This window comes from Stenotrophomonas sp. JC08, assembly GCF_052180205.1.
Classification (GTDB): Bacteria; Pseudomonadota; Gammaproteobacteria; order Xanthomonadales; family Xanthomonadaceae; genus Stenotrophomonas.
In genome coordinates, this window is sequence record NZ_CP197473.1 from 1549416 (window position 1) to 1572916 (window position 23501).

The 23501-nt window shown below is 66.6% G+C and carries 19 protein-coding genes and 1 pseudogene; all 20 read right to left on the bottom strand.

Annotated elements, in window-relative coordinates:
* Positions 1-22: 22 nt before the first annotated feature.
* The 20 genes and pseudogenes from ACSBPQ_RS07080 to flhB all read right to left on the bottom strand — a co-directional run bounded on the left by ACSBPQ_RS07080 (position 23) and on the right by flhB (position 23435).
* Positions 23-397, bottom strand: coding sequence for a hypothetical protein (locus ACSBPQ_RS07080; RefSeq protein WP_442684536.1), 375 nt, complete (start codon positions 395-397; stop codon positions 23-25).
* Between the two features lie 134 nt (positions 398-531).
* Positions 532-1023, bottom strand: coding sequence for a chemotaxis protein CheW (locus ACSBPQ_RS07085; RefSeq protein WP_442684316.1), 492 nt, complete (start codon positions 1021-1023; stop codon positions 532-534).
* A gap of 86 nt (positions 1024-1109) precedes the next feature.
* Complete coding sequence (locus tag ACSBPQ_RS07090; protein WP_442684317.1) at positions 1110-1883, bottom strand: flagellar brake protein; 774 nt, start codon at positions 1881-1883, stop codon at positions 1110-1112.
* 144 nt (positions 1884-2027) lie between these two features.
* Positions 2028-4397: a methyl-accepting chemotaxis protein gene (locus tag ACSBPQ_RS07095; protein ID WP_442684318.1), complete on the bottom strand. Its 2370-nt coding sequence runs from the start codon at positions 4395-4397 to the stop codon at positions 2028-2030.
* A 144-nt stretch (positions 4398-4541) separates the two neighbouring features.
* Positions 4542-7184, bottom strand: coding sequence for a methyl-accepting chemotaxis protein (locus ACSBPQ_RS07100; protein WP_442684319.1), 2643 nt, complete (start codon positions 7182-7184; stop codon positions 4542-4544).
* A 473-nt stretch (positions 7185-7657) separates the two neighbouring features.
* On the bottom strand, positions 7658-9622 hold the full coding sequence (locus tag ACSBPQ_RS07105; RefSeq protein WP_442684320.1) for a chemotaxis protein CheA: 1965 nt from the start codon (positions 9620-9622) through the stop codon (positions 7658-7660).
* A 35-nt stretch (positions 9623-9657) separates the two neighbouring features.
* On the bottom strand, positions 9658-10023 hold the full coding sequence (locus ACSBPQ_RS07110; RefSeq protein ID WP_442684321.1) for a response regulator: 366 nt from the start codon (positions 10021-10023) through the stop codon (positions 9658-9660).
* The gene (locus tag ACSBPQ_RS07115) at positions 10020-10328 is read right to left on the bottom strand and encodes an STAS domain-containing protein (protein ID WP_442684322.1); all 309 of its coding nucleotides are present in this window, start codon (positions 10326-10328) and stop codon (positions 10020-10022) included. The genes ACSBPQ_RS07110 and ACSBPQ_RS07115 overlap by 4 nt, the downstream gene beginning before the upstream one ends.
* A gap of 178 nt (positions 10329-10506) precedes the next feature.
* Positions 10507-11313 (bottom strand): annotated as a pseudogene (locus tag ACSBPQ_RS07120) (chemotaxis protein CheW); the annotation flags it as partial.
* 17 nt (positions 11314-11330) lie between these two features.
* Positions 11331-12113, bottom strand: coding sequence for a ParA family protein (locus ACSBPQ_RS07125; protein WP_442684323.1), 783 nt, complete (start codon positions 12111-12113; stop codon positions 11331-11333).
* Positions 12113-13072: a flagellar motor protein MotD gene (motD, locus tag ACSBPQ_RS07130; RefSeq protein WP_442684324.1), complete on the bottom strand. Its 960-nt coding sequence runs from the start codon at positions 13070-13072 to the stop codon at positions 12113-12115. The genes ACSBPQ_RS07125 and motD overlap by 1 nt, the downstream gene beginning before the upstream one ends.
* Before the next feature lie 3 nt (positions 13073-13075).
* Positions 13076-13816 (bottom strand): flagellar motor protein, encoded by a 741-nt coding sequence (locus ACSBPQ_RS07135; protein ID WP_442684325.1) that lies wholly within the window; start codon positions 13814-13816, stop codon positions 13076-13078.
* Between the two features lie 45 nt (positions 13817-13861).
* Positions 13862-15721 carry a chemotaxis protein CheA gene (locus ACSBPQ_RS07140; RefSeq protein ID WP_442684326.1) on the bottom strand — a complete coding sequence of 620 codons (1860 nt, stop codon included), beginning with the start codon at positions 15719-15721 and terminating at the stop codon, positions 13862-13864.
* 4 nt (positions 15722-15725) lie between these two features.
* Complete coding sequence (locus ACSBPQ_RS07145) at positions 15726-16349, bottom strand: protein phosphatase CheZ (protein ID WP_442684327.1); 624 nt, start codon at positions 16347-16349, stop codon at positions 15726-15728.
* The gene (cheY, locus tag ACSBPQ_RS07150; RefSeq protein ID WP_442684328.1) at positions 16349-16741 is read right to left on the bottom strand and encodes a chemotaxis response regulator CheY; all 393 of its coding nucleotides are present in this window, start codon (positions 16739-16741) and stop codon (positions 16349-16351) included. The genes ACSBPQ_RS07145 and cheY overlap by 1 nt, the downstream gene beginning before the upstream one ends.
* 13 nt (positions 16742-16754) lie before the next feature.
* The gene (locus ACSBPQ_RS07155) at positions 16755-17501 is read right to left on the bottom strand and encodes an RNA polymerase sigma factor FliA (RefSeq protein ID WP_442684329.1); all 747 of its coding nucleotides are present in this window, start codon (positions 17499-17501) and stop codon (positions 16755-16757) included.
* Complete coding sequence (locus ACSBPQ_RS07160; RefSeq protein WP_442684330.1) at positions 17498-18382, bottom strand: MinD/ParA family ATP-binding protein; 885 nt, start codon at positions 18380-18382, stop codon at positions 17498-17500. The genes ACSBPQ_RS07155 and ACSBPQ_RS07160 overlap by 4 nt, the downstream gene beginning before the upstream one ends.
* Positions 18369-20057, bottom strand: a complete 1689-nt coding sequence (locus tag ACSBPQ_RS07165; protein ID WP_442684331.1) for an AAA family ATPase — start codon at positions 20055-20057, stop codon at positions 18369-18371. Before ACSBPQ_RS07165 ends, ACSBPQ_RS07160 begins: the two co-directional genes overlap by 14 nt.
* A gap of 148 nt (positions 20058-20205) precedes the next feature.
* A complete protein-coding gene (gene flhA / locus ACSBPQ_RS07170; protein WP_442684332.1) occupies positions 20206-22308 on the bottom strand; it encodes a flagellar biosynthesis protein FlhA in 2103 nt (700 codons plus the stop codon).
* Positions 22305-23435, bottom strand: a complete 1131-nt coding sequence (flhB, locus tag ACSBPQ_RS07175) for a flagellar biosynthesis protein FlhB (RefSeq protein ID WP_442684333.1) — start codon at positions 23433-23435, stop codon at positions 22305-22307. Before flhB ends, flhA begins: the two co-directional genes overlap by 4 nt.
* Positions 23436-23501: the final 66 nt, after the last annotated feature.

Sequence of the window (23501 nt, forward strand, 5' to 3'; positions counted from 1 at the left end):
GGACGGCTGCCGGAAACGCGGATTACTTGATGTTCGCCAGCTTCAGGCCCGACGGTGCGGTGACTTCGATCTCGGCGCGCGATGCATCACGCCGGATCTTGCCGATCACGCACACGGTCTTGCCTTCCAGGGTTTCCAGCGGGAAGTTGAACTTGTCGCGGTTGCTGCCAGCGATACGGGCGGAGAAGGCGTGGCGCGGGAATGCACCCCCCATGTGCAGGAAGGTCGGCTGGCCTTCGGAGCCTTCCGCATAGCGGGCCTTTTCCACTTTGCCGCAGACCATGCCGTCCTGGCCGGCAAAGCGGGCCGCATTTTCCGGCGGAATCATTTCGCCGCTGGCGGCCAGTGCGGTGCTGGAGGCGGCGCCCAGAACAACAGCCGAGAACAGCGGAATCATGTGCTTGTACATCGTTATCTCCGGAATGGCCTTGCAGGGAGCCCGGAAAGTCGGGCATGAATTCCCTATCGGCCGGCAGCAGTCGCGCTTGAGGGGAATGTGTGGAAGTGAGGCGTGTTTCACGGATTCGCTTTTCAGGCGACCGGTGCTTCCACGGCGGCGGGCTGGCCGAGATCGGCGATGTCCAGCAGGGTTTCGATATCCAGCAGGATCAGCATCCGCTCATCGTGGGTGCCGATACCGGAGATCACGCGGGTATCGACGGCGGCACCGAATTCGGGGGTGGCGCGGATCTGCTCGGCGCCGAGTGGGATCACGTCCGAAACGCTGTCCACCACGATGCCGACCACGCGGTCTTCGACGTTGAGCACGATCATCACGGTGAAGGCGTCGTAGCGTGCTTCGTCAAGGTGCAGTTTCAGGCGCAGGTCGATCACCGGCACGATGGTGCCCCGCAGGTTGATGACGCCCTTGATGTAGTCCGGCGCGTCCGGAACGCGGGTAACGGCGTCATAGCCGCGAATTTCCTGCACTTTGAGGATATCCACGCCGTAGTGTTCGTTGCCGAGGGTGAAGCTGAGGAATTCACCGCCGGAGCTGGCGGCAGGGGAGCGGGTGTCGTTCATGGCGATTGGGAGTCCTGGCGGGTGCCGGTGCGGGCGGGGTACAGCACCGGTATCGGCGTCAGGCCGGCGGACTTTAGCGTTGGCGCTTACAGGTCGCCGTTCTGTCGTGCCTTGCGCTCGCGGTCGATACGGAAGATGTAGCGCTGGATCAGCGCGTCGGCGCCGCGCGGCAGATCCTCGAAACGCAGGCCCACGCGTCGTTGCTCGGTGCCGTTGGCCAGCTTCTGCAGGCGTTGGTTGCAGACAACCAGGGTCAGGGGAATCGAAGGGCCATCGGGAAGGCGCAGTTCGCTGCCGCGGCAGGATTTCTGCAGTGGCAGTGGCGGGGTGTCGCCGGGCAGCAGGAGGGCGATGCCGCTTGCGCTGATATCCACCACCCGCACGGTTGCGGGATCACCGGCGTCTTCCAGTCGCAATGTGCAGAGCGGCGAATCGGTGACGGGTGTTTCCAGACGATAGAAATCACGGCGCTGCAGGTGATGGATTTCTTCCGGAACGGTGGTGCGGAAGGCGCTGCGGCCCTGGTCATCGATGCAGTGCACCTGCGGCAGCCGGAAGCGCACGGTGACCCTGTCCACCTGGGCAAAGCACAGCAGCCAGGCGGCATTTCCCGCCTGGCGGTTGACGGCTGCCAGCGGACTGCCATCCAGCAGCAGGCTGTCCCCGTCCAGTTCCAGTATCGCGGTAGGGAAGGCGTGGCTGCCACCGTCCGGGTGGGCGCTGACGATGGCACGCTGGTCGATCAGGGCACGCAACAACAGCTGGATCTGGCGTGGATTGCGCACGCTGTAGCGCTCATCCACATACTGGTCGCTTTCGAAGGCCGGTGTATCGGGCGTTGTCGGATCGAGCTCGGGCATGATCGGGAAGCAGGTACCCAGAAGGTGGGCAGGTCGCAGCGGGATACTGCTGATCCGTGTTATCGGCCACATCCGCGTTTGCTTTAGCCCGTGCTCCGGAGACCCCGGATGCACGGGTGCGGAAGGCGGCCGCTATCGGTGGCGTCAGAACTCCTGCCAGTCGTCGTGTGCAGGTGATGCGCAGGGCGGGGCGACGGGAATCGCGCGCAGGACCGGACGGGGGCGGGGCGTTGCCGGCCGGGGCGCCTGTGCTGTGGATTGAAGGAATGAAGCCGCTTCCGCTTCTTCCAGCCGGAAGCGGGCTACCGCCTCGGTGAGCAGCTGTGCCTGCTCTTCCATCGCACGCGCGGCGGCGGTGGCTTCCTCCACCAGCGCGGCGTTCTGCTGGGTGGTCTCGTCCATCTGCACCACGGTCTGGTTGACCTGCTCGATGCCGGCGCTCTGCTCCTGCGATGCAGCGGAGATCTCGGCCATGATGCCCGTCACCCGCTGCACCGAGCTGACGATCTCGCCCATGGTGCTGCCGGCCTGATGCACCAGCGTCGAGCCTTCGGACACCTTTTCCACCGAGTCGTCGATCAGCTGCTTGATCTCCTTGGCGGCAGCGGCGCTGCGCTGGGCGAGCGTGCGAACCTCCGAGGCGACCACGGCAAAACCACGGCCCTGCTCACCGGCGCGGGCCGCTTCCACCGCCGCGTTCAACGCCAGGATGTTGGTCTGGAAGGCGATGCCGTCGATCACCGCGATGATGTCGGCAATCTTCTTCGACGATTGTTCGATCGCGCCCATGGTGTTCACCATCTGCGTGGCGACGTCGCCGCCCTGCGAGGCGATGGAGTGCGCGCCGATGGCGAGCTGGTTGGCCTGACGGGCGTGTTCGGCGTTCTGGCGCACGGTGGAGGTCAGCTCCTCCATCGAGGCGGCGGTCTCCTCCAGGTTGGCAGCCTGCTGCTCGGTGCGCCGCGACAGGTCCTGGTTGCCGCTGGCGATTTCATGTGCGGCCAGGTTGATGCTGGCGGCCGCTTTCTGGATGCCGCCGATGATGGTGGTCAGCTGCTCGACGGTGGTGTTGGCGTCATCACGCATGCGTGCGAACACGCCGTGATAGTCACCCTGCATGCGCCGGGTCAGGTCACCCTGCGAAAGCGCATGCAGCACCGCCGACACCTGTTCGACGCTGCCGGAGATGGCACCCAGCAGATCATTCATCTGTGCCGAGAGCGTGGCCAGAAAACCGGTCTTGTCGTCCATGGTGATGCGTCCGGACAGGTCGCCGCGAACAGCGGCGGCGATTATCGTGCTGACTTCCTCCTCGATACGCGCCTCGACCGTGCGGTCATCCCACTCCACCACATAGCCGACACAGCCGCCGTCGGGGGTGTTGATCGGATTGATGATCTGGCGCAGTGCATGGCCACCTACCTGGATCTGGGCGCGATGGGTGCCACGCAGTTCACCCAGCAGCTTGCGCTGGTGCGGCGGATGCTTGTGGAAGATGTCGATATTGCTGCCGATAAGGGTTTTCAGATCGAACTGCGGCAGGTCGCGGCGCATGTTCTGCTCGGCGGCGCCCAGCATCTCGAACAGCGGACGGTTGGCGTAGATGATGTTCAGATCGGCATCGGCGATCATCACCCGGGTGGCGATGTTGTCCAGCGCGGTGCGCAACCGCAGGTCATCGGCGGCACGGGCCTGGTCTTTCTCGCCGCGCGCCCGGAGCTGGAGGATCATCTCGCCAATGGCGGTATGCATCTGCCCGATCTCGTCGCGGCCATGGTGCTCGCCGGATATCTCCAGTTCGCCACGGGACACCGCCTGGATGGCGCGCAGCGCACTGGACAGCGGGCGCAGGATGGAGCGGGCGATCAGCCAGCATGGCAGCAGGGCGGAGAGCAGCACCAGAACCCCGGCGATGACCAGGCTGCGACTGAAGCTGGCGGCACGGCTGGCGATCTCGTCGGTGTATTCGCCGCTGCCGATGATCCAGCCCCAGCGCTTGTGCAGGCCAACGTAGGAAATCTTCTGCACCGCGTCTTCGACGCCCGGCTTGGGCCAGGTGTAGTCGAGGAAGCCGCCACCTTTCTGACCCAGCTTGACCATTTCGACAAAGATCTTCTTGCCGTCGGTGCTGGTGGTATCACTGAGGTCCTTGCCGTTGAGCGCGGTCTGGTAGGGATGCATCAGCATGGTGGGGTGCTCATCGTTCACCCACAGGTAGTCGCTGCCGTTGGCGCTGCGCAGCGATTCGATCGCCACCAGCGCGCGTTGCCGGGCATCGGCCTCCTCCAGTTCGCCGGCATCGACCCGGTCGGCATAGCGGTTGGCCAATGCAATGGCCGCTTCCACCCGGGTATGCAGGGCCTTGCGTTCGTTCTGGATCAACTCGTCGTAGTTGCGCTTGGCGGTGATCACGCACAGGGCGACGATGCCCGCTGCGAGGATGCCCAGCATCAGCAGGAATTTCCGCTGCAAAGGCAGGTCGCAGAAGACGCGCGACAATGGACGGGCACTCATCAGGTTGCTTCCTTTTACGGTTTGCTCGGGGGCCGGTCAGAGGGGATTGCCGGTGTTCCTGCAACTATCGGCATTCCGGCGGAGTTCTGAAGGTGTTGCGGCGGAGCTGCTCCCGGTCAGCGTGGCCTGGAGCAGCCCCCGGATTCAGAATTCCTGCCAGTCGCCAGCCTCGGCCGTGACCGGTTCGAAGCGGGCGGGCTTGCGTGCGGCCGGGGCGGTGGCCTTGCTCACAGGCACGGCAGCGATGAGCGGCCTGCCCGGCAGTGGCGCGGTCTTCGGTGCAGCAGGTTGAGCGGCTTCCAGCCGGAACAGTGCAACCGCCTCACCCAGCGCGTGTGCCTGGCCTTCCATCGCGCGTGCGGCGGCGGTGGCTTCCTCCACCAGCGCGGCGTTCTGCTGGGTGGTTTCGTCCATCTGCATCACGGTCTGGTTGACCTGCTCGATACCCGCGCTCTGTTCCTGCGAGGCGGCGGAGATCTCGGCCATGATGTCGGTCACCCGCTGCACCGAGCTGACGATCTCGCCCATGGTGGTGCCGGCCCGGTTGACGAGGGTGGAACCCTCGCTGACCCGTTCCACGGAATCCTCGATCAGTTCCTTGATCTCCTTGGCGGCAGCGGCGCTGCGCTGGGCTAGGGTGCGTACCTCGGAGGCGACCACGGCAAAACCACGGCCCTGTTCGCCGGCACGGGCCGCTTCCACCGCGGCGTTCAACGCCAGGATGTTGGTCTGGAAGGCGATGCCGTCAATCACCGCGATGATGTCGGCGATCTTTTTCGACGACTGCTCGATCGCGCCCATGGTGTTCACCATCTGCGTGGCGACGTCGCCGCCCTGCGAGGCGATGGAGTGTGCGCCGATGGCGAGCTGGTTGGCCTGACGGGCGTGTTCGGCGTTCTGGCGCACGGTGGAGGTCAGCTCCTCCATCGAGGCGGCGGTTTCCTCCAGGTTGGCGGCCTGCTGCTCGGTACGCCGCGACAGGTCCTGGTTGCCGGTGGCGATCTCGCTGGCGGCCAGGTTGATGCTGGTCGCCGCATGCTGGATGCCACCGACGATGTCGGTCAGCCGAGCTACGGTGGTGTTGGCGTCGTCACGCATGCGCGCGAAGACACCATTGAAATCACCTTCCATCTGCTGGCTGAGGTCGCCCTTGGCAATAGCGTGCAGCAGGGAGGACACCTGCTCCAGATTGTCGTCGGTGGTTTCCATCAGCAGGTTCAAGCCGGCGACCATGGCGCGGAAGTCGTGTTGGTAACACTCCACATCACCGCGCTGGCTGAAATCACCGGCGACGGCGGCGGAGGTCAGGCGTTTTATTTCGTTGTTGATCGCTGACAGGCTGGCCTTGGTCGCATCCATGGCCTCGGTAATGGCTGCTTTCTCACCCGGAAGTCGATCCATATCCGCGGAAAGATCGCCGCAAGCGTAGCCGCGCATCACTTCCACAACCCGCATCTTCACTGCAATGTGTTGCGCGACCAGAGTGTTGGCTTCGTGCACCATCTGGCCGTAATCGCCAGGGAAACGCGATTCATCGATTCGGAAGCTGATCTGGCCTTCCTCATGGCGGCGTCTCATCTCGCTCTGTGCGCTGATCACCGCATGCAATTGCGTCTGCATGCGCAGCATGGCATTGAGCAAGGTGCCCAGTTCGTCGTCGCGCTCATGCTGGATGCGGTTGTCCAAGCGGCCGTTTGCAATGGCATTCGAGACGTTTACCGCTTCATCCAATGGTCTGAATACCAGTTTGCGCAACAGCAGGAACAGCGCGCCGCACAGCACCAGCGCGGCGATCATACCGACGCTGATGATGGTCCACAGCAGGCTGCGTGCCTCCTGCATCAACAACGCGCGCGGAACCACCACGCCCAGCGCGAAGGCCTGCTCGGAGTTGCCGATCCTCAAGGGGGCATAGGCCTCGACCACGCTTTCACCGAGTTCCTGGTTGTGGGCCTCGATGAACACCGTGTTGCCCTTGGCCACATCGGCCAGGATCGCGCGGGTGCCGGCATCATCCAGGATGCTGCCGACCCGGCTTGCGACCGGATCGGCCACGATCATGCCGCCCGGGGAAAGCAGGCGTACGTGGCCGCCCTGCATCGGCTTCAGCTGGCTGAGGCGTTGCTGCAGCGATTCCAGTGCGAAATCCACCGTCACCACACCGAGGTAGTGGCCGTCCTCGAGAATCGGCGTGGCCAGGGTGGTCATCAGCACGTCGCGGTCGCCGAGCCGGTAGGAAAAGGGCTCGATCACCAGCGGCTTTTTGAGCTGGCGCGGCAGCAGGTACCAGTCGCCATCTCCGGCGACCTCATAGCTGTGCAATACCTCACGCACCAGCGCGCCATCCTGGCGTGCCCAGTAGCTCATGAAGCGGCCGCTGCCGTCGTGGCCTTCGCTGTCGCTGTACGCTTGGTCGTTGCCGTCATACGCATCGGTTTCCCACAAAGTCCCCACCCCCAGCCACTGGGCGTGGGCTTCCAGCTGCCGGCGAAGCAGAGCGTTGGCAGTGTGACGACTGGTCGCCTGCTGTTCGCGTTGGCCGAGGAGACTGCTGACGATGGCGTCATTGGATTCAAAGCCGCGGCTCAGCTCGGCGGCGATGCGCTGGGCCTCCAGGTTGGCGAGATTTTCCATGCTGGTGCGCGAGCTGGAGAGCAGGGCATCACTGCTGCGTAGATAACTGACCAGCGCGGTTACGGCGAAGGACAACATTGCGATGACGGCCAAGCCGAGCATCAGGCGGGCAGCAATGCTGCTGGAGAAGTGGCGGTGCGAACGGCTGGACATAGTCGGCTACCAGTTGGGATGGAGAGAGCCATGCGTAAAGCGCGTACTTCAGTCCAAGGTATCGACCGCCGATGCAACACCTTTAGTGGCCGCCGGAGAGGGTGAGCGTTGTGAGGCGGGTAGAGCGTGCGCCGCCCTGCAATGGCAGGGCAGCGGACGATGCTTGGCCTTGACCTGGTCCATAGCATCGACCAGTTGGGCTTCTCGTCGGGCATGCGCGGCACGCCAGCTTCCGGGCGATAGGCAGGTCAAGGAACCTTTTCATGGGAAATCTCGGGTCGGAACGGGGGGAGGGCATTGCCGCGTCCGGGCGGCGGCAGCGCCGCGGAGGCGTGACCAGGCAGGTCACTGCCGGGGTTGTGGTTCCGTTTGCGGCGAAGGAGCGCAGTACAGCAGCGCGCTGATGGAACACAAAAAAGCCGCCCTGCTGCGGGGAGCGGGGCGGCCGGGAAAGGCAAAAGAGTGGTGGTGGTTCAGGCGGCCTGCAGCATCCGCAGCGAACGCACCAGTCCACCGATGTCGACGATCAGCGCGACGCGGCCGTCGCCGAGGATGGTGGCCCCGGAGACACCGGCGATGCGGCGGTAGTTGTTCTCGATGTTCTTGACCACGACCTGCTGCTGGCCGAGCAGCTCGTCCACTTCCAGCGCGATCTTCTGGCCATCGCCCTCGACCACGACCACCAGCGGATCGTCATTGACCTGGCCGCCGTAGCCGTAGCTCTGGCTCAGCGACACGATCGGCAGGTATTCGCCACGCACGCGCAGCACGCGGCCTTCGCCGGCCATGGTGCGGATGTCCTCGGCCTGCGGCTGCAGTGCCTCCAGCACGTAGGCCAACGGCAGGATCAGGGTTTCGCCAGCGACCGAAACGGTCATGCCGTCGAGGATCGCCAGTGTCAGCGGCAGCCGGATCAGCACGCGGGTGCCGCTGCCGGTATGGCTTTCCAGCTGCACCTCGCCCCCCAGCGCCTGGATGTTGCGGCGGACCACGTCCATGCCGACACCGCGGCCGGACAGCTCGGTAACCGCATCGGCGGTGGAAAAGCCCGGCTGGAAGATCAGGTCCCAGACCTGTGCATCGGTCGGGTTGTCGGGTACGTTCAGGCCGCGCTCGTGGGCTTTCTGCAGGATCTTGTCGCGGTTGAAGCCGCGTCCGTCGTCGCTGACCTCGATGACGATATGCCCGCCCTGGTGCGAGGCCGCCAGGGTGATGGTGCCGGTCTCTTCCTTGCCGGCGGCGCGGCGCACGTCCGGCATTTCCAGACCGTGGTCGATGGAGTTGCGTACCAGGTGCACCAGCGGATCGGCGATCTTCTCGATCAGGCCCTTGTCCAACTCGGTGCCTTCGCCGATGGTGCGCAGCCGCACCTGCTTGCCCAGCCGCGATGACAGATCGCGCACCAGCCGCGGGAAGCGGCGGAACACAGCGTCCACCGGCAGCATGCGCACGCTGATGACCGCTTCCTGCAGGTCGCGGGTATTGCGTTCGAGCAGGTCCAGGCCGGCCAGCAGCTGTTCGGCATGGGCCGGCTCAAGCGCGCCGGACACCTGCTTGAGCATGGCCTGGGTGATGACCAGTTCGCCGACCAGGTTGATCAGCGCATCGACCTTGTCGACGCTGACGCGGATCGAGCTTTCGGCTTCGTGGCCGGTGCCGGCAGGCGTGGCGGCCGCCGGTGCAGGCGCAGCCGCCGCGGTGACGGCCGGTGTGGGTGTGGGCGCGGCCAGGCTTGGTGGTGCGGCCGGGCGGATGTCCAGTTCGCAATCGTCGACCACCCAGGCGAAGGTGTCCTCGATCTTGCTGCGCGGCACCTTGCCGGTCAGGCCCAGGTCCCAGGCCAGGTAGGCCTCAAGCGGATCGAGCTGGCTGAAGCCGGGCAGCCGCTGCGCGCGCGCGGCCACTTCCAGCGGGCCGAGGGTTTCCAGCTCGCGGATGATGCGCAGCGGGTCATTGCCGCTCATGAACAGCGACGGCGATGGCGCAAAACCGATCTGCCAGCCGTTCGGCGTTTCGTCTTCGACCTTGGCGGCGGTGGCCGGTGTGGTCTGGCCGGAGAGCACCGCCTCCAGGCGCGCAGTCACCGCCTGTACCGCCTGCGGATCGGCGGGCTGGCCGTGTTCCACTTCGCGCAGCAGCGCCCGCAACACATCCACCGAGGACAGCATCGCGTCGACGGCGGCCGGCTCCAGTGCCCGCTTGCCGGCCCGCAGCTCGTCCAGCAGCGTTTCCAGTACGTGGGTGAGGTCGGCGATGGTATTGAAGCCGAAGGTACCGGCGCCGCCCTTGATCGAGTGGGCGGCGCGGAATACCGAGTTGATGATCTCTGGATCCAGCTGCCCGCCTTCCAGAGCCAGCAGGCCGGTTTCCATCGCGTCCAGGCCTTCGCGGCTTTCTTCGAAGAATGTGGCGTGGAAACGTTGCAGGTCCATGCTCATCGGCTAGGTTCCGTGGTGGGGGCGGGTGGGGGCGATCAGCCCAGGACTTTCTGGACGGTGGCGACAAGCTGCTCCGGGTTGAACGGCTTGACCAGCCAGCCGGTGGCACCGGCGGCCTTGCCTTCGGACTTCTTGTCGGCGGCCGACTCGGTGGTCAGCATCAGCATCGGCGTGAACTTGTAATCCGGCAGCTGGCGCAGTTCGCGGATCAGCGAGATGCCATCCATGTTGGGCATGTTGACGTCGGTGACCACCGCGTTGAAACGCTGGCCTTTGGCGGTGCCCAGGGCGACGGCGCCATCTTCGGCTTCTTCAACGGAATAACCGGCCGAGGTGAGGGCGAAAGAGACCATCTGGCGCATCGACGCCGAATCGTCCACCACCAGGATACGTGCGCTCATGCGGCGTTCTCCACAGATTTCAATGTGTCGGGGGAAGGCTCCAGGACAAAGGCCTGGAGGACGCCAAGCAGGCGCAGGGCGTCGAGGAAGGTAGCGGTAGCGTTGTTGAAGACGGTGCGGTGGCCGCCCTGCTGGCGCGCCAGCACGAAGGCGTACAGCACCTGCACGGCGGCGGTGTGGATACGGCCCACTTCACTGGCATCCACCTGCAGGTCGCCAGGCTGGTCCAGGTAAGGGGCCAGCTGTTGTTTCAGGTCGCTGCTGGTCTCGATGCCGAGATCCTGCGCCAATGCCACTGTGCTCATCATTGCTCCGGACGAACGGTACTAGGGCAGTTAACGGCCGCCGCGCGGTGGACTTTAGGGGAACGGGAAACGAATCGAGAGAAGCGGATGGAAGGGAGCGGCAAACGGGCAGGGACGCACCCCGCGCGTTCTGATTCCTCATTCCCCATCACTCGTTCCCCGCCAGGTGTTCCCCGCCTCACTGCAACAGCTGCGAGGCATCCAGCAGGATCATCGGCTGCGGGCCGACACGGGCCACACCACGGAACAGGGCGTTGGAAATCTGGCAGATACGCGCGGTATCGGGCGGTTCGATCTGCGAATCGGTGAGGTTGGCGACATCCTCGACCGCGGAAACGCGCAGCCCCAGGGTTTCACCGTTCTCCTCCAGCACCACGATGCGGGTCTGGCTGTCCTCGACGATCGGGGCGAAGCCCAGATGCAGGCCGAGGTCGATGACCGGTACCACCTGGCCGCGCAGGTTCATGATGCCGAGCATCGAGGCGGCGGTACCGCGCAGCCCGAGCAGCGGCACCGGCAGCACCACTTCCTGCACCTTCAGCAGCTCCAGCGCGTAGACCTGCGCGCCACAGCGCAGCCGCAACCAGCGCGAGGTCCGGTCGCTGGCACGTTGCTGGCGTGGCGGCTGTGGTTCGCGTGCCTGTGCCTGCAGGGCCGCCCAGGCATTGCCTGCGGTGGGGGCCGGTTGTGGAGCAGGGGCGCGGGTGGACGGGGGCGATACTGGAGCCGCAGGCGCAGCGGGCCTGGGAGCCGGGACAGTTGCCGGAACTGCTGCCGGTGAAACCTCCGCTGCCACCGGTGCCGCTGCGGCGACAGGTGCCGGGCACGCTGCTGGAACCGGCTCCGGCATGCGTTCCGGTTCTGTGGCGGCTGCGCTTTCGGCCACGGGTGCCGGCAGGTCGACGACCGCATCAGCGGCAGGCTCCGCTGCCACGGTGGATGTGGCCGGTTGTCCGCTTTGCAGCAGCTCGCCCAGATAGTCGTCCAGTACGTCGGTGCCGTTCATGCCGCACGCTCCAGGGCACGGGCATCGCTGGCGCGCAACCATTCCAGTGCACGGCGATAGGCCGACAGGGCGCGGCCGGGATAGGCGTCGCTGGTGACCGGCACGGTCAGCGCGGCCGGGTTGGAAATGCTGGTGTCGACCGGAATCGCGTCTTCCCATACGCGTTCGCCGTGACGATCCTGCATCTGCCTGAGGGTCTCGTTGCCGGTGCGGGTACGGCGGTCGAACAGCGTCGGCAGGATCGAGATCGGCAGCGGCCGGCCGCGTGAACGCTCGACCATCTCGCCGGTACGCACCATGCCATCGAGCCCATGCAGCGCCAGCGGTTCGGCCTGGGTGGGGATGATCAGGCGGTCGGCGGCGGCCAGCGCGTTGATCATCAAAAGGCCCAGCGTCGGCGCGCAATCGAGCAGGATGTAGTCGTGTTGCTGGCCATGGCGGGCGAATGCCTGCTGCAGGGCAAGTCCCAGCCCCGGCTGGTTGGCGCTGCGACGTTCCAGCGTGGCCAGCGCCGCCTGCGCGCACAGGAAATCCAGGCCGGGAATCCGGCTGCACTGGCTGACCGTGCCGATGTCGGCCGGTGGCGTGGCGAACAGCTCCAGCACGCCCGCAGGCGGCGGATCGAACGGCACGCCGAAGGCGCGGGTCATCGACGCGTGCGGGTCCAGGTCGATCAACAGCACCGTGTGGCCGAGCGCGGCCAGGCCGCGTCCCAGCGCCAGCGTGGTGGTGGTCTTGCCTACACCACCTTTCTGGTTGGCAACGGCCCAGATACGCATCACTGCACTCCTTCAATAACATCGGCCATGACCGGGCGGGCGGTCTGTAGCGGGGGCACCAGGTTTTCACCGGCGCCATCGTCGATATCCGCTTCGGCGGCGGCCGTGGTGATGCCTTCGGACAGCGCGTCCACGCTGGCGGCCGAATCGGCCAGGATGATCACCATCACCCGGCGGTTGCGGTTGCGGCCTTCCGGCAGCGCATTGCTGTCGCGCGGACGGAATTGTCCGTAGCCGACCATCGCCAGCCGCTCCGGTTGCACGCCGTGGTCGGCGAACAGGTGCACCACGCTGGCGGCGCGGGCGGCGGACAGCTCCCAGTTGGAGGGGAATTGCGCGGTGGCGATCGGCAGATTGTCGGTATGACCTTCCACGCGCACGCCGTTGGGTGCGGCCAGCAGCACATCGGCCAGTTTGCCCAGGGTGTCGCGGGCGTCATGGCCCAGCGCCGCCGAGCCGGTGCCAAACAGGATGTCGCTGTTGATCTCCACTTCGATCCACAGCTCGGTGCGGCGCACGGTGATCACGCCCTGCTTCAGCAGCGGCGCCAGCGCGCTGCTGAGCTGGTCGGCGATACGGCCCAGCTGGCGCTCGGCACGCTGCAGCTGCGCCTGGTCGCGCAGCGACACCGGCATGCGCATCTGCGAGGCCATCGCCGGCAAGCGGGTGGGGTCGTTCATCGGGCCACCGGCCATGCTCGGCGAGCGGATCACCGTCGGGGTGTCATGGCCGCCGCCCTGGATCTGCATGTTGCCCACCTGCACCTGGCTGACGGCACGCGGCGCGCCGCCGAAAGCGGTGGTCAGGGCGTCGGCCATCACCCGGTACTTGCCTTCGTTGACCGAGGAGATGGCATACATCACCACGAAAAACGCCAGCAGCAAGGTCATCAGGTCGGCATAGGGAATCGCCCAGGCCTCGTGGTTGCCGTGCTCTTCCTGGGGTTTGCGACGGGCCATGGCTCAGCTCACAAAGCCGGCCAGGCTGGTTTCGATATTGCGCGGGTTCTCGCCCTGGGCAATGGCGATCAGGCCTTCGATGACCATCTCGCGCTCGCGGCTGTTGTGCGCGATGACGTTCTTGAGCTTGGCGGCGATCGGCAGGAACAGCAGGTTGGCCGAGGCGATACCGTAGATGGTGGCGGTGAACGCGGCGGCGATGCCATGGCCGAGCATGCTCGGATCGGCCAGGTTCTTCATCACCGCGATCAGCCCCAGCACCGCACCGATGATGCCCAGCGTCGGTGCATAGATGCCCATGCCCTCGAACACCTTGGTGGCGGCAAGGTCGTGGTGCTCCTGGCTGCCCAGTTCGATTTCCAGCATGTGGCGGATGGTTTCCGGCTCCACGCCGTCGACCACCAGCTGCAGGCCCTTGCGCACGAACGGGTCGTCCTGCAGTTCCACCTGCGACTCCAGCCCCAGCAGGCCCTGGCGACGGGCGATATTGCTCCAGTCCACGATCTGCTGGATCAGCGCCGGGCGGTCGCTTTCCGGCGGGAACACCACCCAGCGCACGATCTTGAAGGCATGTTTGAAAATTGCCGGCGAGGTGTGCAACAGGATCGCCGCCGTGGTGCCGACGATCACGATCACGAACGCCGCCGGCGACCACAGTGACGACAGCCCGGCACCTTTCAGGATGCTGCCGCCCACCAGCGAGGCCAGGGCGAGAAAGAGTCCGATGATGCTGAGTCTGTCCATTTATAAGGTATCGGCTTGGAGTGGGGCTACTTGAACGGAAGCGCGTCAGTCCTGCGGGTTGCGCAGGCCATCGACGTCGAGAATCAGTGCCATGCGGCCGTCGCCGATCAGGGTCGCGCCGGCATAGCCACGCAATCCGCGCAGCGCCTTGGGCAGCGGCTTGATCACCACTTCCTCGCGGCCGCGCACCTGGTCCACGACCAGTCCGAAGCGGGCTTCACCGACCTGCAGCACGACGATGGTCAGCAGCGGGGACGGGGTTGGCGGCACGGCCAGCCACTGGCGCAGGTCCACCAGCGCCAGCGTGTGCGACTTGCGGTCCAGTACCGCGCGACCGTCGAACCAGCCCAGCGAGGTGGCCGGTGCATGCAGCACCTCCATCACCCTCGCCAGCGGCAGCGCGTAGACATCCTGACCGGCCTGCACCAGTAGGGTCGGCAGGATCGCCAGGGTCAGCGGCACGCGGATCAGGAAGCGGCTGCCACGGCCGAGTTCGGACTGGATCTGGATCTGGCCGCTGAGCTCGCGGATGCGCGACTGCACAACGTCCATGCCGACGCCGCGACCGGAGATGTCGGTGACCTGCTGTTTGGTCGAAAATCCCGGTAGGAACACCAGGTGCAGGCATTCCTCGCTGCTCAGGCGTGCGGCGGCTTCCGGGTCGATCAGCCCCTTCTCGCGGGCCTTGGCGCGCAGGCGTTCGGGGTCGATGCCGGCGCCATCGTCCTGGATCTCGATGGAGACGTAGTCGCCTTCCTGCTGGGCGGACAGGCGGACGTGGCCCATGCGCGGCTTGCCTTGCGCTTCGCGCAGGTCGGGGGCTTCCACACCGTGGTCGATGGCGTTGCGCACCAGATGCACCAGCGGGTCGGCCAGCGCCTCGACCAGGTTGCGATCCAGCTCGGTGTCGGCGCCGACCAGTTCCAGATCGACTTCCTTGTCCATCGCGCGGGCGACGTCGCGGGCGACCTTGGGAAAGCGCGAGAACACTTTGCCGACCGGCTGCATGCGGGTACGCATGACCGCCGATTGCAACCGCGCGGTGGCGATATCCAGGGTGGAAACGGCGCGGTCCAGCTCCTCGTCCTTCAACCGCGTGCGCAGCGTCTTGAGGCGGTTGCGGGACAGCACCAGTTCGCCGATCAGGTTGACGATGGCATCCAGCCGCTTGGTGTCCACGCGCACCGTCTGCTCCGGTTCCACCGCTTTGGCGGCTGACTTGGGCGGCGCGGTGGGTTTCGGCGCCGGGGCAGGGACCGGGACCGGTCGCGGCGGGGGAGCCGGGGCAGTGACGGTGGCCAGCGGTTGCGCACCGGGCGCGGCACCCCCGTGCAGCTGGTCGAGCAGGGCTTCGAACTCGTCTTCGCTGATCAGCTCTTCATCGGCCTTCGCCGCCAGCGTGGCACCGGGTGCGGTGCTGCCGTGCAGCGCATCAAGCAGGGCCTCGAATTCGTCCTCGCTGATCAGGTCGCTGTCGTTCCCGGCGGCGACCGTTGCCACGGCCTTGACCGGAGCTGGGGCGGGTGCAGCACCGATATCGAACTGGGCGATCAGGCTGGCCGGGGCGTGCACCGGCTCGGTGCCGGCGGCCACGGCGTCGAGCATGGACTGCAGCCAGTCCAGTGATTGCTGGGCGGCGTCGAAATGGTGGGCCAGCAACTCGGCCTTGCCCGAGCGCGCCAGCCCCAGTGTTTCTTCGGCGACATGGCACAGCTCGACCATCGGTGTGATCGACAGGAAGCCGGCGCCGCCCTTGAGCGTATGGAAACCGCGGAACACCAGGTTGAGCTGCTCGGCGTCCTGTGGCGCCTGCTCCAGCGTGACCAGCTGTTCGCCGAGGCGGTCGAGGATTTCCTGGGCTTCAAGGATGAAGTCGGCGGCGATGTCGTCGGCAAAGGCACTCATGCGCTTACAGCCCCAAATCGGAAAGCAGATCGTCGGCGTCGTGCTGGGAAACGGCGTGACGGTCCAGTCCGCCCACGGCAGGGCCGGCCAGTGTGTTGCCCGGTGCTTCTTCTTCCGGCTGCGGCAGTCCCAGCGCGCCGAAGCCCTCGTGTACGCGACGGACGATGCTGACCACGCGGCGGATGATCTGGCCGGTAAGGTCCTGGTAGCTCTGGGTCAGGGCGATCTCGGTGAGGTTGCGGCGGATCTGCTCCAGCGCCTGTTCGTGCTCGACTGCCGGCAGGCGGCTTTCGCGCAGGCCGGTGACCAGCTCGCGGCACTGTTCGGCCAGGTCCAGCGTGCGGTGGGTGGCCTTCTCGGTCATCTCCACGACGTGGTCCAGGCGCGCGCAGGCATCATCCAGCTCGCCGGCATCGCTGGGCACGGTGGGCAGGTCGCCCAGCGCCTGGCCGAGCTCGCGTGCCAGCCGGCCCAGTCCGGCCATCATCGGCTGCGTGCGCAGCGCGGCCAGCGCGTCGATTTCCTGGCGCCAGCCGGCCTCGTCGCCGCTTTCCAGCGCGCCCAGCGCCTCCTGCAGATGCTGGATCAGCGCATTGCGGTCGCCTGCGGTATCGGGGGGCGTGACCATCAGGCGCTCGCCGCCAGGCGTTCAAAGATCTTGCCGAGCTTCTCTTCCAGCGTCTGCGCGGTGAACGGCTTGATGATGTAGCCGTTCACGCCGGCCTGTGCGGCTTCGATGATCTGCTCGCGCTTGGCCTCGGCGGTCACCATCAGCACCGGCAGGGTCTTGAGCTTGGGATCGGCGCGCACCGCCCTGAGCAGCTCGATGCCGGTCATCACCGGCATGTTCCAGTCGGTGACGATGAAATCGAACGGCTGGCTCTGCAGCAGCGACAGCGCGGCATGCCCGTCCTCGGCCTCGGCGGTATTGGTGAAGCCCAGGTCGCCGAGCAGGTTCTTGACGATGCGGCGCATGGTCGAGAAGTCGTCGACGATCAGGATGCGCATGTTCTTGTTCAAAGGGCTTTCCTCTTCATGATTCCTCGAGGCCGGCATCGGCCGCCTCGAATGTTTTCAACCGGCTGCGCAGGCGCAGCGCCGCCTGGCCGTGGATCTGGCAGACCCGCGACTCGCTCACGCCCAGCACTGCGCCAATTTCCTTCAGGTTCAATTCCTGCTCGTAGTACAGCGACAGCACCAGCTGTTCGCGTTCGGGCAGCTGGGCGATGGCCTTGCCCAGCTCGGCGCCGAACTGGCTGCGTTCAAGCACCTGCAGCGGGGTCGGGCCGCCGGTGGTCGGGGTATCCAGTTCGCCCTGGTCCTCGATGCGCGACTCCAGGCTCAGTACCTGGCCGCGCGAGGCGTCCTCGACCAGCCGCATGTATTCGTCCAGCGGCAGCTCCATCGCTTCGGCCACTTCGGTGGCGCTGGCGGCGCGGCCACTGGCCTGCTCGATGCGGCGGATGGTGTTGGCGGCTTCACGGGCGCGGCGGTGCACCGAGCGTGGCACCCAGTCGCCGCGGCGGATCTCGTCGATCATCGAGCCGCGGATGCGGATCGAGGCGTAGGTCTCGAACGAGGCGCCCTGATCGGCGTCATAGCTGCGCGAGGCTTCCAGCAGGCCCATCATGCCGGCCTGGATCAGGTCGTCGACCTCGACGCTGGCCGGCAGGCGCGCGGCCAGGTGATGGGCGATGCGGCGCACCAGGTCGGCATGCCGGGTGATGCAGTCGTTGCTGCTGGCACGCTGCACTTCGCGGTACTGGGCGGCGGCGTTCATGCAGGCACCCCGCGCTGGATGATGCGCTCCAGGAAGAACTCCACGCCGCCACGGGCCTCGGTCGGTGCTTCCCAGCGGGCGGTGCGACGGGCGATCTCCTGGATCGCCAGCGCGGCCGGCGAGGACGGGTAGGCCTTCATCACCGGCTGCTGGCGCTGGACCGACAGCCGCAGCCAGTCGTCCTGTGGCACGCAGCCCAGGTAGTTCAGCGACACGTCGGCGAGGAACTTGTCGCACACGCGCACCAGCTTCTCGTACAGCACGCGGCCTTCGTTGGCATCGCGCGCCATGTTGGCCACCACCTGCACGCGGTCCACGCCACGTTCGCGCGAGAGCACCTTGATCAGCGCGTAGGCGTCGGTGATCGAGGCCGGTTCGTCGCAGACCACCACCACGGTGTCCTGCGCGGCCTGGCAGAAGGTCAGCACGCTGTCGGTGATGCCGGCGGCGGTGTCGATGATCATCACGTCCAGGTCGCGTTCCAGCTCGGAGAACACGTTGACCAGGCCGACGTGTTCGGCCGGCTGCAGTTCGGCCATGTGCCGGCGACCGGACGCGGCCGGCACCACCAGCACCCCGTTCGGGCCTTCCAGGATCAGCTCCTCCAGCGTGCAGCGCCCGGCGACCAGGTCGGCCAGGGTGTGCGTGGGCTTGAGGCCGAGGATCACGTCGATGTTGGCCAGGCCCAGATCGGCGTCCAGCAGCAGCGTGCGCTTGCCCATCCCGGCCAGCGCCACGGCCATGTTGGCCGAGATGTTGGTCTTGCCGACGCCGCCCTTGCCACCGGTGACCGCGATGGTGCGCACCGGGCCGGCCGGCTGGCGGCGGGTGGCCGACAGCGGGAAGGTGTTGGTCAGTTGGGCGTACTCACGCGACGGCATTGTTGAACTCCATGTTGCAGGGCATATCGGCCGCGCGGCGCAAATCTTCAAGGCGAAGTACGAGATTGGCCGCAGAGGCGCGGTGCAGGTCCTCCGGAACGTCCTGGCCGTCCGTCACCCAGGTGATCGGCAGGCTGTGATCGACCGCCACCGACAGTGCCGAACCGAAGCGGCCGGTCTCATCGAGCTTGGTCAGCACCAGCCCCTGCGGATTGGCGGCACCGAAGCGGCGCACCACTTCATCCATGTCCTGGAAGCTGGTGTTGGCCGGAAGCACCAGCAGGGTGCGGATCTGGCCGGCGGCACGCAGCCACTGCAGCTGCGCGGCGAGGGCACGGTCGCGCTGGCCCAGCCCGGCGGTGTCGATCAGCACCAGCTTGTAGTCGGCCAGCCGTTCCAGCAGCTGGTTGAGGTTGGTGCCGCTGTTGGCCTCGTGCACGGCAATGCCGAGCTGGCGGCCGAAACCGTACAGCTGCTCGCGGGCGCCGATGCGCTGGGTGTCGGTGGTGACCAGCGCCACGTCGCGGGCGGCATGGGCTTCGGCGAAACGCGAGGCCAGCTTGGCGATGGTGGTGGTCTTGCCGGCGCCGGTGGGGCCGACCAGGGCGATGACGCCGCCGGTCTCGATCGGATCGATCGGGGCGATCGGCAGCTTGCGCGAGATCAGCCCCAGCATCAGCCCACGGGCACGGGCCGGATCAGTGCCCAGCGGAATCTGCATCACCACATCACGCGCCAGGCCGGCGTCGAAGCCGTATTCCTCCATCAGATCCAGCGCGTTGGCACGCACCGCGCTGCCGCGCAGGCGCTCATCGGTGAAACGGCTCATCTCGCGCTCGATCAGCTGGCGCATGTCGGCCACTTCGCGGCGCAGCTCCAGCATCTGGGTGTCATCGCGTGGCGTGCTGTCGACGGCGACCAGCGACGGCACCGGCGCCGGTTCGGTGGCCGCGACTGCGGCGACTGCCGGCTGCGGTTCTGCGGCGACCGGCAGTGGCGGCAACGTCGGCGCCGGCGGCGGCGTCGGCATTGCGTCCCGGGTGATCGACGCAATGTCTGCCGGGGTGTCGTCGATCATGAAATTGGCGCGGGTGCCCACGCCCGCCGTCGCGGTTGCCGGCGGTGGTGCCGGAATCTCGGCGAGTGCCGCCGCCGGGCGGGCAGTACCGGGGGCGAGGAAGGCCGGCACCACCGGCGCATCGTCGGCAGGAGGCAGGGTGGCGAAGGTCTGTTGCGCTGCCGCTGGGGTATCGGCGCGCGGCTGTGGTGGCGATGGCGGCTGCGGCTGCAGCATTGCGGCAAAGCGGCTGTGCCGCGGCAGCAGGTCGGCGCTGCTGTCCAGGGAACGGCCGGTGGCGCCCACCGCCGAGCGGGCCAGCGCGGCCACGGCGGAAGCGGTGGGAATGACGGCTTCCGGCTCGGCAGTCTTGCGCCGGGTGACGGCGGCCATGATCGCTTCGGCGGCGCTGCGTGGCTTGGCCGGCTTCGCCGGGGCCGGGCGGCTGGCTTCCAGGGCGCGTTGCACAGCGGCTTCGTCGTAGTTGGCCGCCGCCACGATCTCGACACCTTCCTCGATCCGCCGGTTGGACAGGATCACCGCGTCCGGACCGTGTTCCTTGCGGACCAGGTTCATGGCGGTGCGCATGTCGGCGGCGACGAAACGTTTGATTTTCATGCTGTGGTACCGGGAATTTGAATGCGGTTGCGACGAAGGCGATGGGTGGCTGTTGCTGTTGAACATGGCGGTGGTAGCTCCTGCGTCCTTCGTTGCTGCGGTTTTTTCAGGCGTCCGGTTTACGTCACCGGTGCCGGGTTCCAGTGCTTCAGCTGATCGTGCCGACCAGCTTCAGGCGCTTGTCCTCCGGCACTTCGCTGTAGGCCAGTACCGACAGCGCGGGGACGCTGTGGCGGACCATCCGGGCGAGTGCGGCGCGGACCGGGCCCGGTACCAGCACCACCGCCGGCTCGTTGCGTGCCTCCTGCTTGCCGACACATTCGGCAAGACTCTGGTGGAGGCGTTCGGCGAGACCGGGTTCCAGTGCGGCACCATTGCCTTGTGTGGATTCTTGCAAGACCCGTTCCAATTGCGGATTGAGGGTGAACACCGGAAGCTCCGGCGCCATCCCGGCGATCTCCTGCACGATGAAACGGCCCAATGCGTTGCGTACCGCGGCGGTGAGCGCGGCCGGGTCCTGGGTCTGCGCGGCGTTCTCCACCAGTGCCTCGGCGATCTTGCGCAGCTGGCGCACCGGGATGCGTTCGGTGAGCAGGTTCTGCAGCACGCGCGCGACGACGGAGATCGGCAGCGCCTTCGGAGTGAGGTCTTCCACCAGCTTGGGCGCGCTCTTGGCCAGCGTCGCCAGCAGCTGCTGGACTTCCTCGTGGCCGAGCAGCTCCGGCGCGTGTTCGCGGATCAGGTGCGACAGGTGGGTGGCGACCACGGTGGCCGGATCGACCACGGTGTAGCCCAGCGATTCGGCATGGGCGCGCTGGTGCGGCTGGATCCAGGTGGCATCCAGACCGAATGCGGGGTCCTTGCCGGCGATGCCGTCGAGCTGGCCCAGCGCGCTGCCCGGATCCAGCGCCAGTTCGCGGTCGGGGTGGATCTCGGCACTGGCCACCGGCACGCCGTGGACCAGCAGGCGGTAGCCGCTGGGCGGCAGTTCCAGGTTGTCGCGGATATGTACCGAGGGAATGAGGAAGCCGACATCCTGGGTGAGCTTGCGGCGCACGCCCTTGATGCGCGCCATCAGTTCGCCCCCCTGGTTCTTGTCCACCAGCGGGATCAGCCGATAGCCGACCTCCAGACCCAGCGGGTCGATCGGGCGCAGCTCGTCCCAGCTCAGTTCGGCGGTGGCCGCCGGCGCGGAGGACGGCAGCCCCGGAATATCGCCCGGAGCGGCGGCCGCTGGCTGCGCACTCGCCGCGGCGGCGCTGTCGCGCTTCCACAATTTCCAGGCCAGGAACGCCAGAATCGCGGCCAGCGTCAGGAAAGCGACGTTGGGCATGCCCGGTACCAGCCCGACCAGACCGATGATGCCGGCGGCGATGGCCAACGCGCGGTACTGGCCGAACACCTGGCCCATCATCGCCTGGCTCATGTCCTGCCGGCGCGAGGCGCGGGTAACCAGCAGTGCGACCGCACTGGACACCAGCAGCGCCGGCAGCTGCGCCACCAGACCGTCACCGATCGACAGCAGGGTGTAGGTGGCTGCCGCGTCGCCGAATGGCATGCCGTGCTGCAGGACGCCGACGGCCAGGCCGCCGATCAGGTTGATGAACAGGATCAGGATGCCGGCGATCGCGTCGCCGCGGATGAACTTGTTGGCACCGTCCATCGCGCCGTAGAAGTCGGCTTCCTCGCGCACTTCCTCGCGGCGCAGCTTGGCCTCCTCGCGCGTCAGCAAACCGGCGTTGAGGTCGGCGTCGATCGCCATCTGCTTGCCGGGCATCGCGTCGAGGGTGAAGCGCGCGGCCACTTCGGACACGCGTCCGGCGCCCTTGGTGATGACCACGAAATTGATGATGGTCAGGATCGCGAACACGACGATACCGACCGCGTAGTTGCCACCGATCACGAATTCGCCGAACGAGGCGATCACCTTGCCGGCGGCGTCCTGTCCGTCCTGGCCGTTGAGCAGGATCACGCGGGTGGAGGCCACGTTCAGCGCCAGCCGCAGCATGGTGGTGACCAGCAGCACGATCGGGAAAATGGTGAAGTCCAGCGGGCGCTGCACGTACACCACCGCCAGCAGGACCATCAGCGAGATGGCGATGTTGAAGGTGAACAGGGCATCGAGCACCGGCGCGGCCAGCGGCACAACCACCATCGCCAGCAGCGCCAGCACGATCAGCGGCGTGCCAAGGCCGTTGCGCAGCATTTCCAGCGCGCGGCGCACAGTGGGCGGCATCGAAGTGGTGCTCATGCACGTCCTCCCTTGCCGAACTCATCCACCTCCAGCGGCGGCAGTGCGGGCATGGGGCCGGTGCGCCATTGGCGCAGCTGGTAGACGTAGGACAGGACCTGGGCGACGGCCGAATACAGTCTCACGGGGATTTCCTTGCCGAGTTGCCCTTCCCGATACAAGGCGCGTGCCAAAGGTGGTGCCGAGACGATGGCGACCTTGTTGCCGTCGGCCACCTGGCGGATGCGCAGCGCCATTTCATCCACGCCGCGCGCCACCACCGTGGGAGCGCTCATGCGGCCGCCCTCGTATTTCAGTGCCACCGCGTAATGGGTGGGATTGACCACCACCACATCGGCAGACGGCACCGCCTCCATCATCTGCCGCTGCGACAGCTGCATCTGCATCTGGCGGATGCGGCCCTTGACCTCGGGGCTGCCCTCGCTCTCCTTGAGCTCGCGCTTGAGCTCCTCGCGGGTCATCTTCAATTTCCGCAGCCAGTTCCATTTCTGGTACGGCGCATCGATGGCGGCCAGCACCGCCATCGCCCCGGCCGTGGCCAGCAGCAACTGCAGGGTGAAACCGAGCCCGTTGCGTGCCGCCGCTTCCAGCGGCTGGTGCAGCAATCCGCGCAGACCGTCGATGCCGTGCCAGATGCTCAGGCCGGCAGCGGTACCGACGAACAGCACGCGCAGCAGCGATTTGGCCAGTTCGGCCAACGCCTCGGGGCCGTACTGGCGCTTGAGGCCGCTCATCGGATTGAGCCGCTTGAAGTCCGGCACCAGCGATTTGTTGGAAAACCTCAGCCCGCCCATCAGCACCGGCGAGATGAAGCTGGCCAGCACGCAGACGGCGACCAGCGGCGATATCGCCACCATCAGCTTCAGCAGCAGCCAGCCGGCATGTCCGAACAGCAGGTCGCTGTTGCGCAACAGCGCCGGCTCCGGTGCCAGCGCTGCTTTGAGCCAGCTGCGCGCGCCATTGCCGATATGGCCGGCCAGCGCGTAGATCGCCAGTACCCCGGAGGTGAAGACTGCGGCGGTGGCCAGTTCGCGCGAGCGCGGGATATTGCCTTGCTCACGGGCGTCGCGCAGGCGCTTTTCGGTGGGAAGTTCGGTCTTTTCGCCGGACTGTTCGTTCTCGGACATCGCACAGCACGCAAGCGGGGGGTTACGGGTCTGGTTGCAAGAACTGTTCCAGCAGGGCCTGCCAGG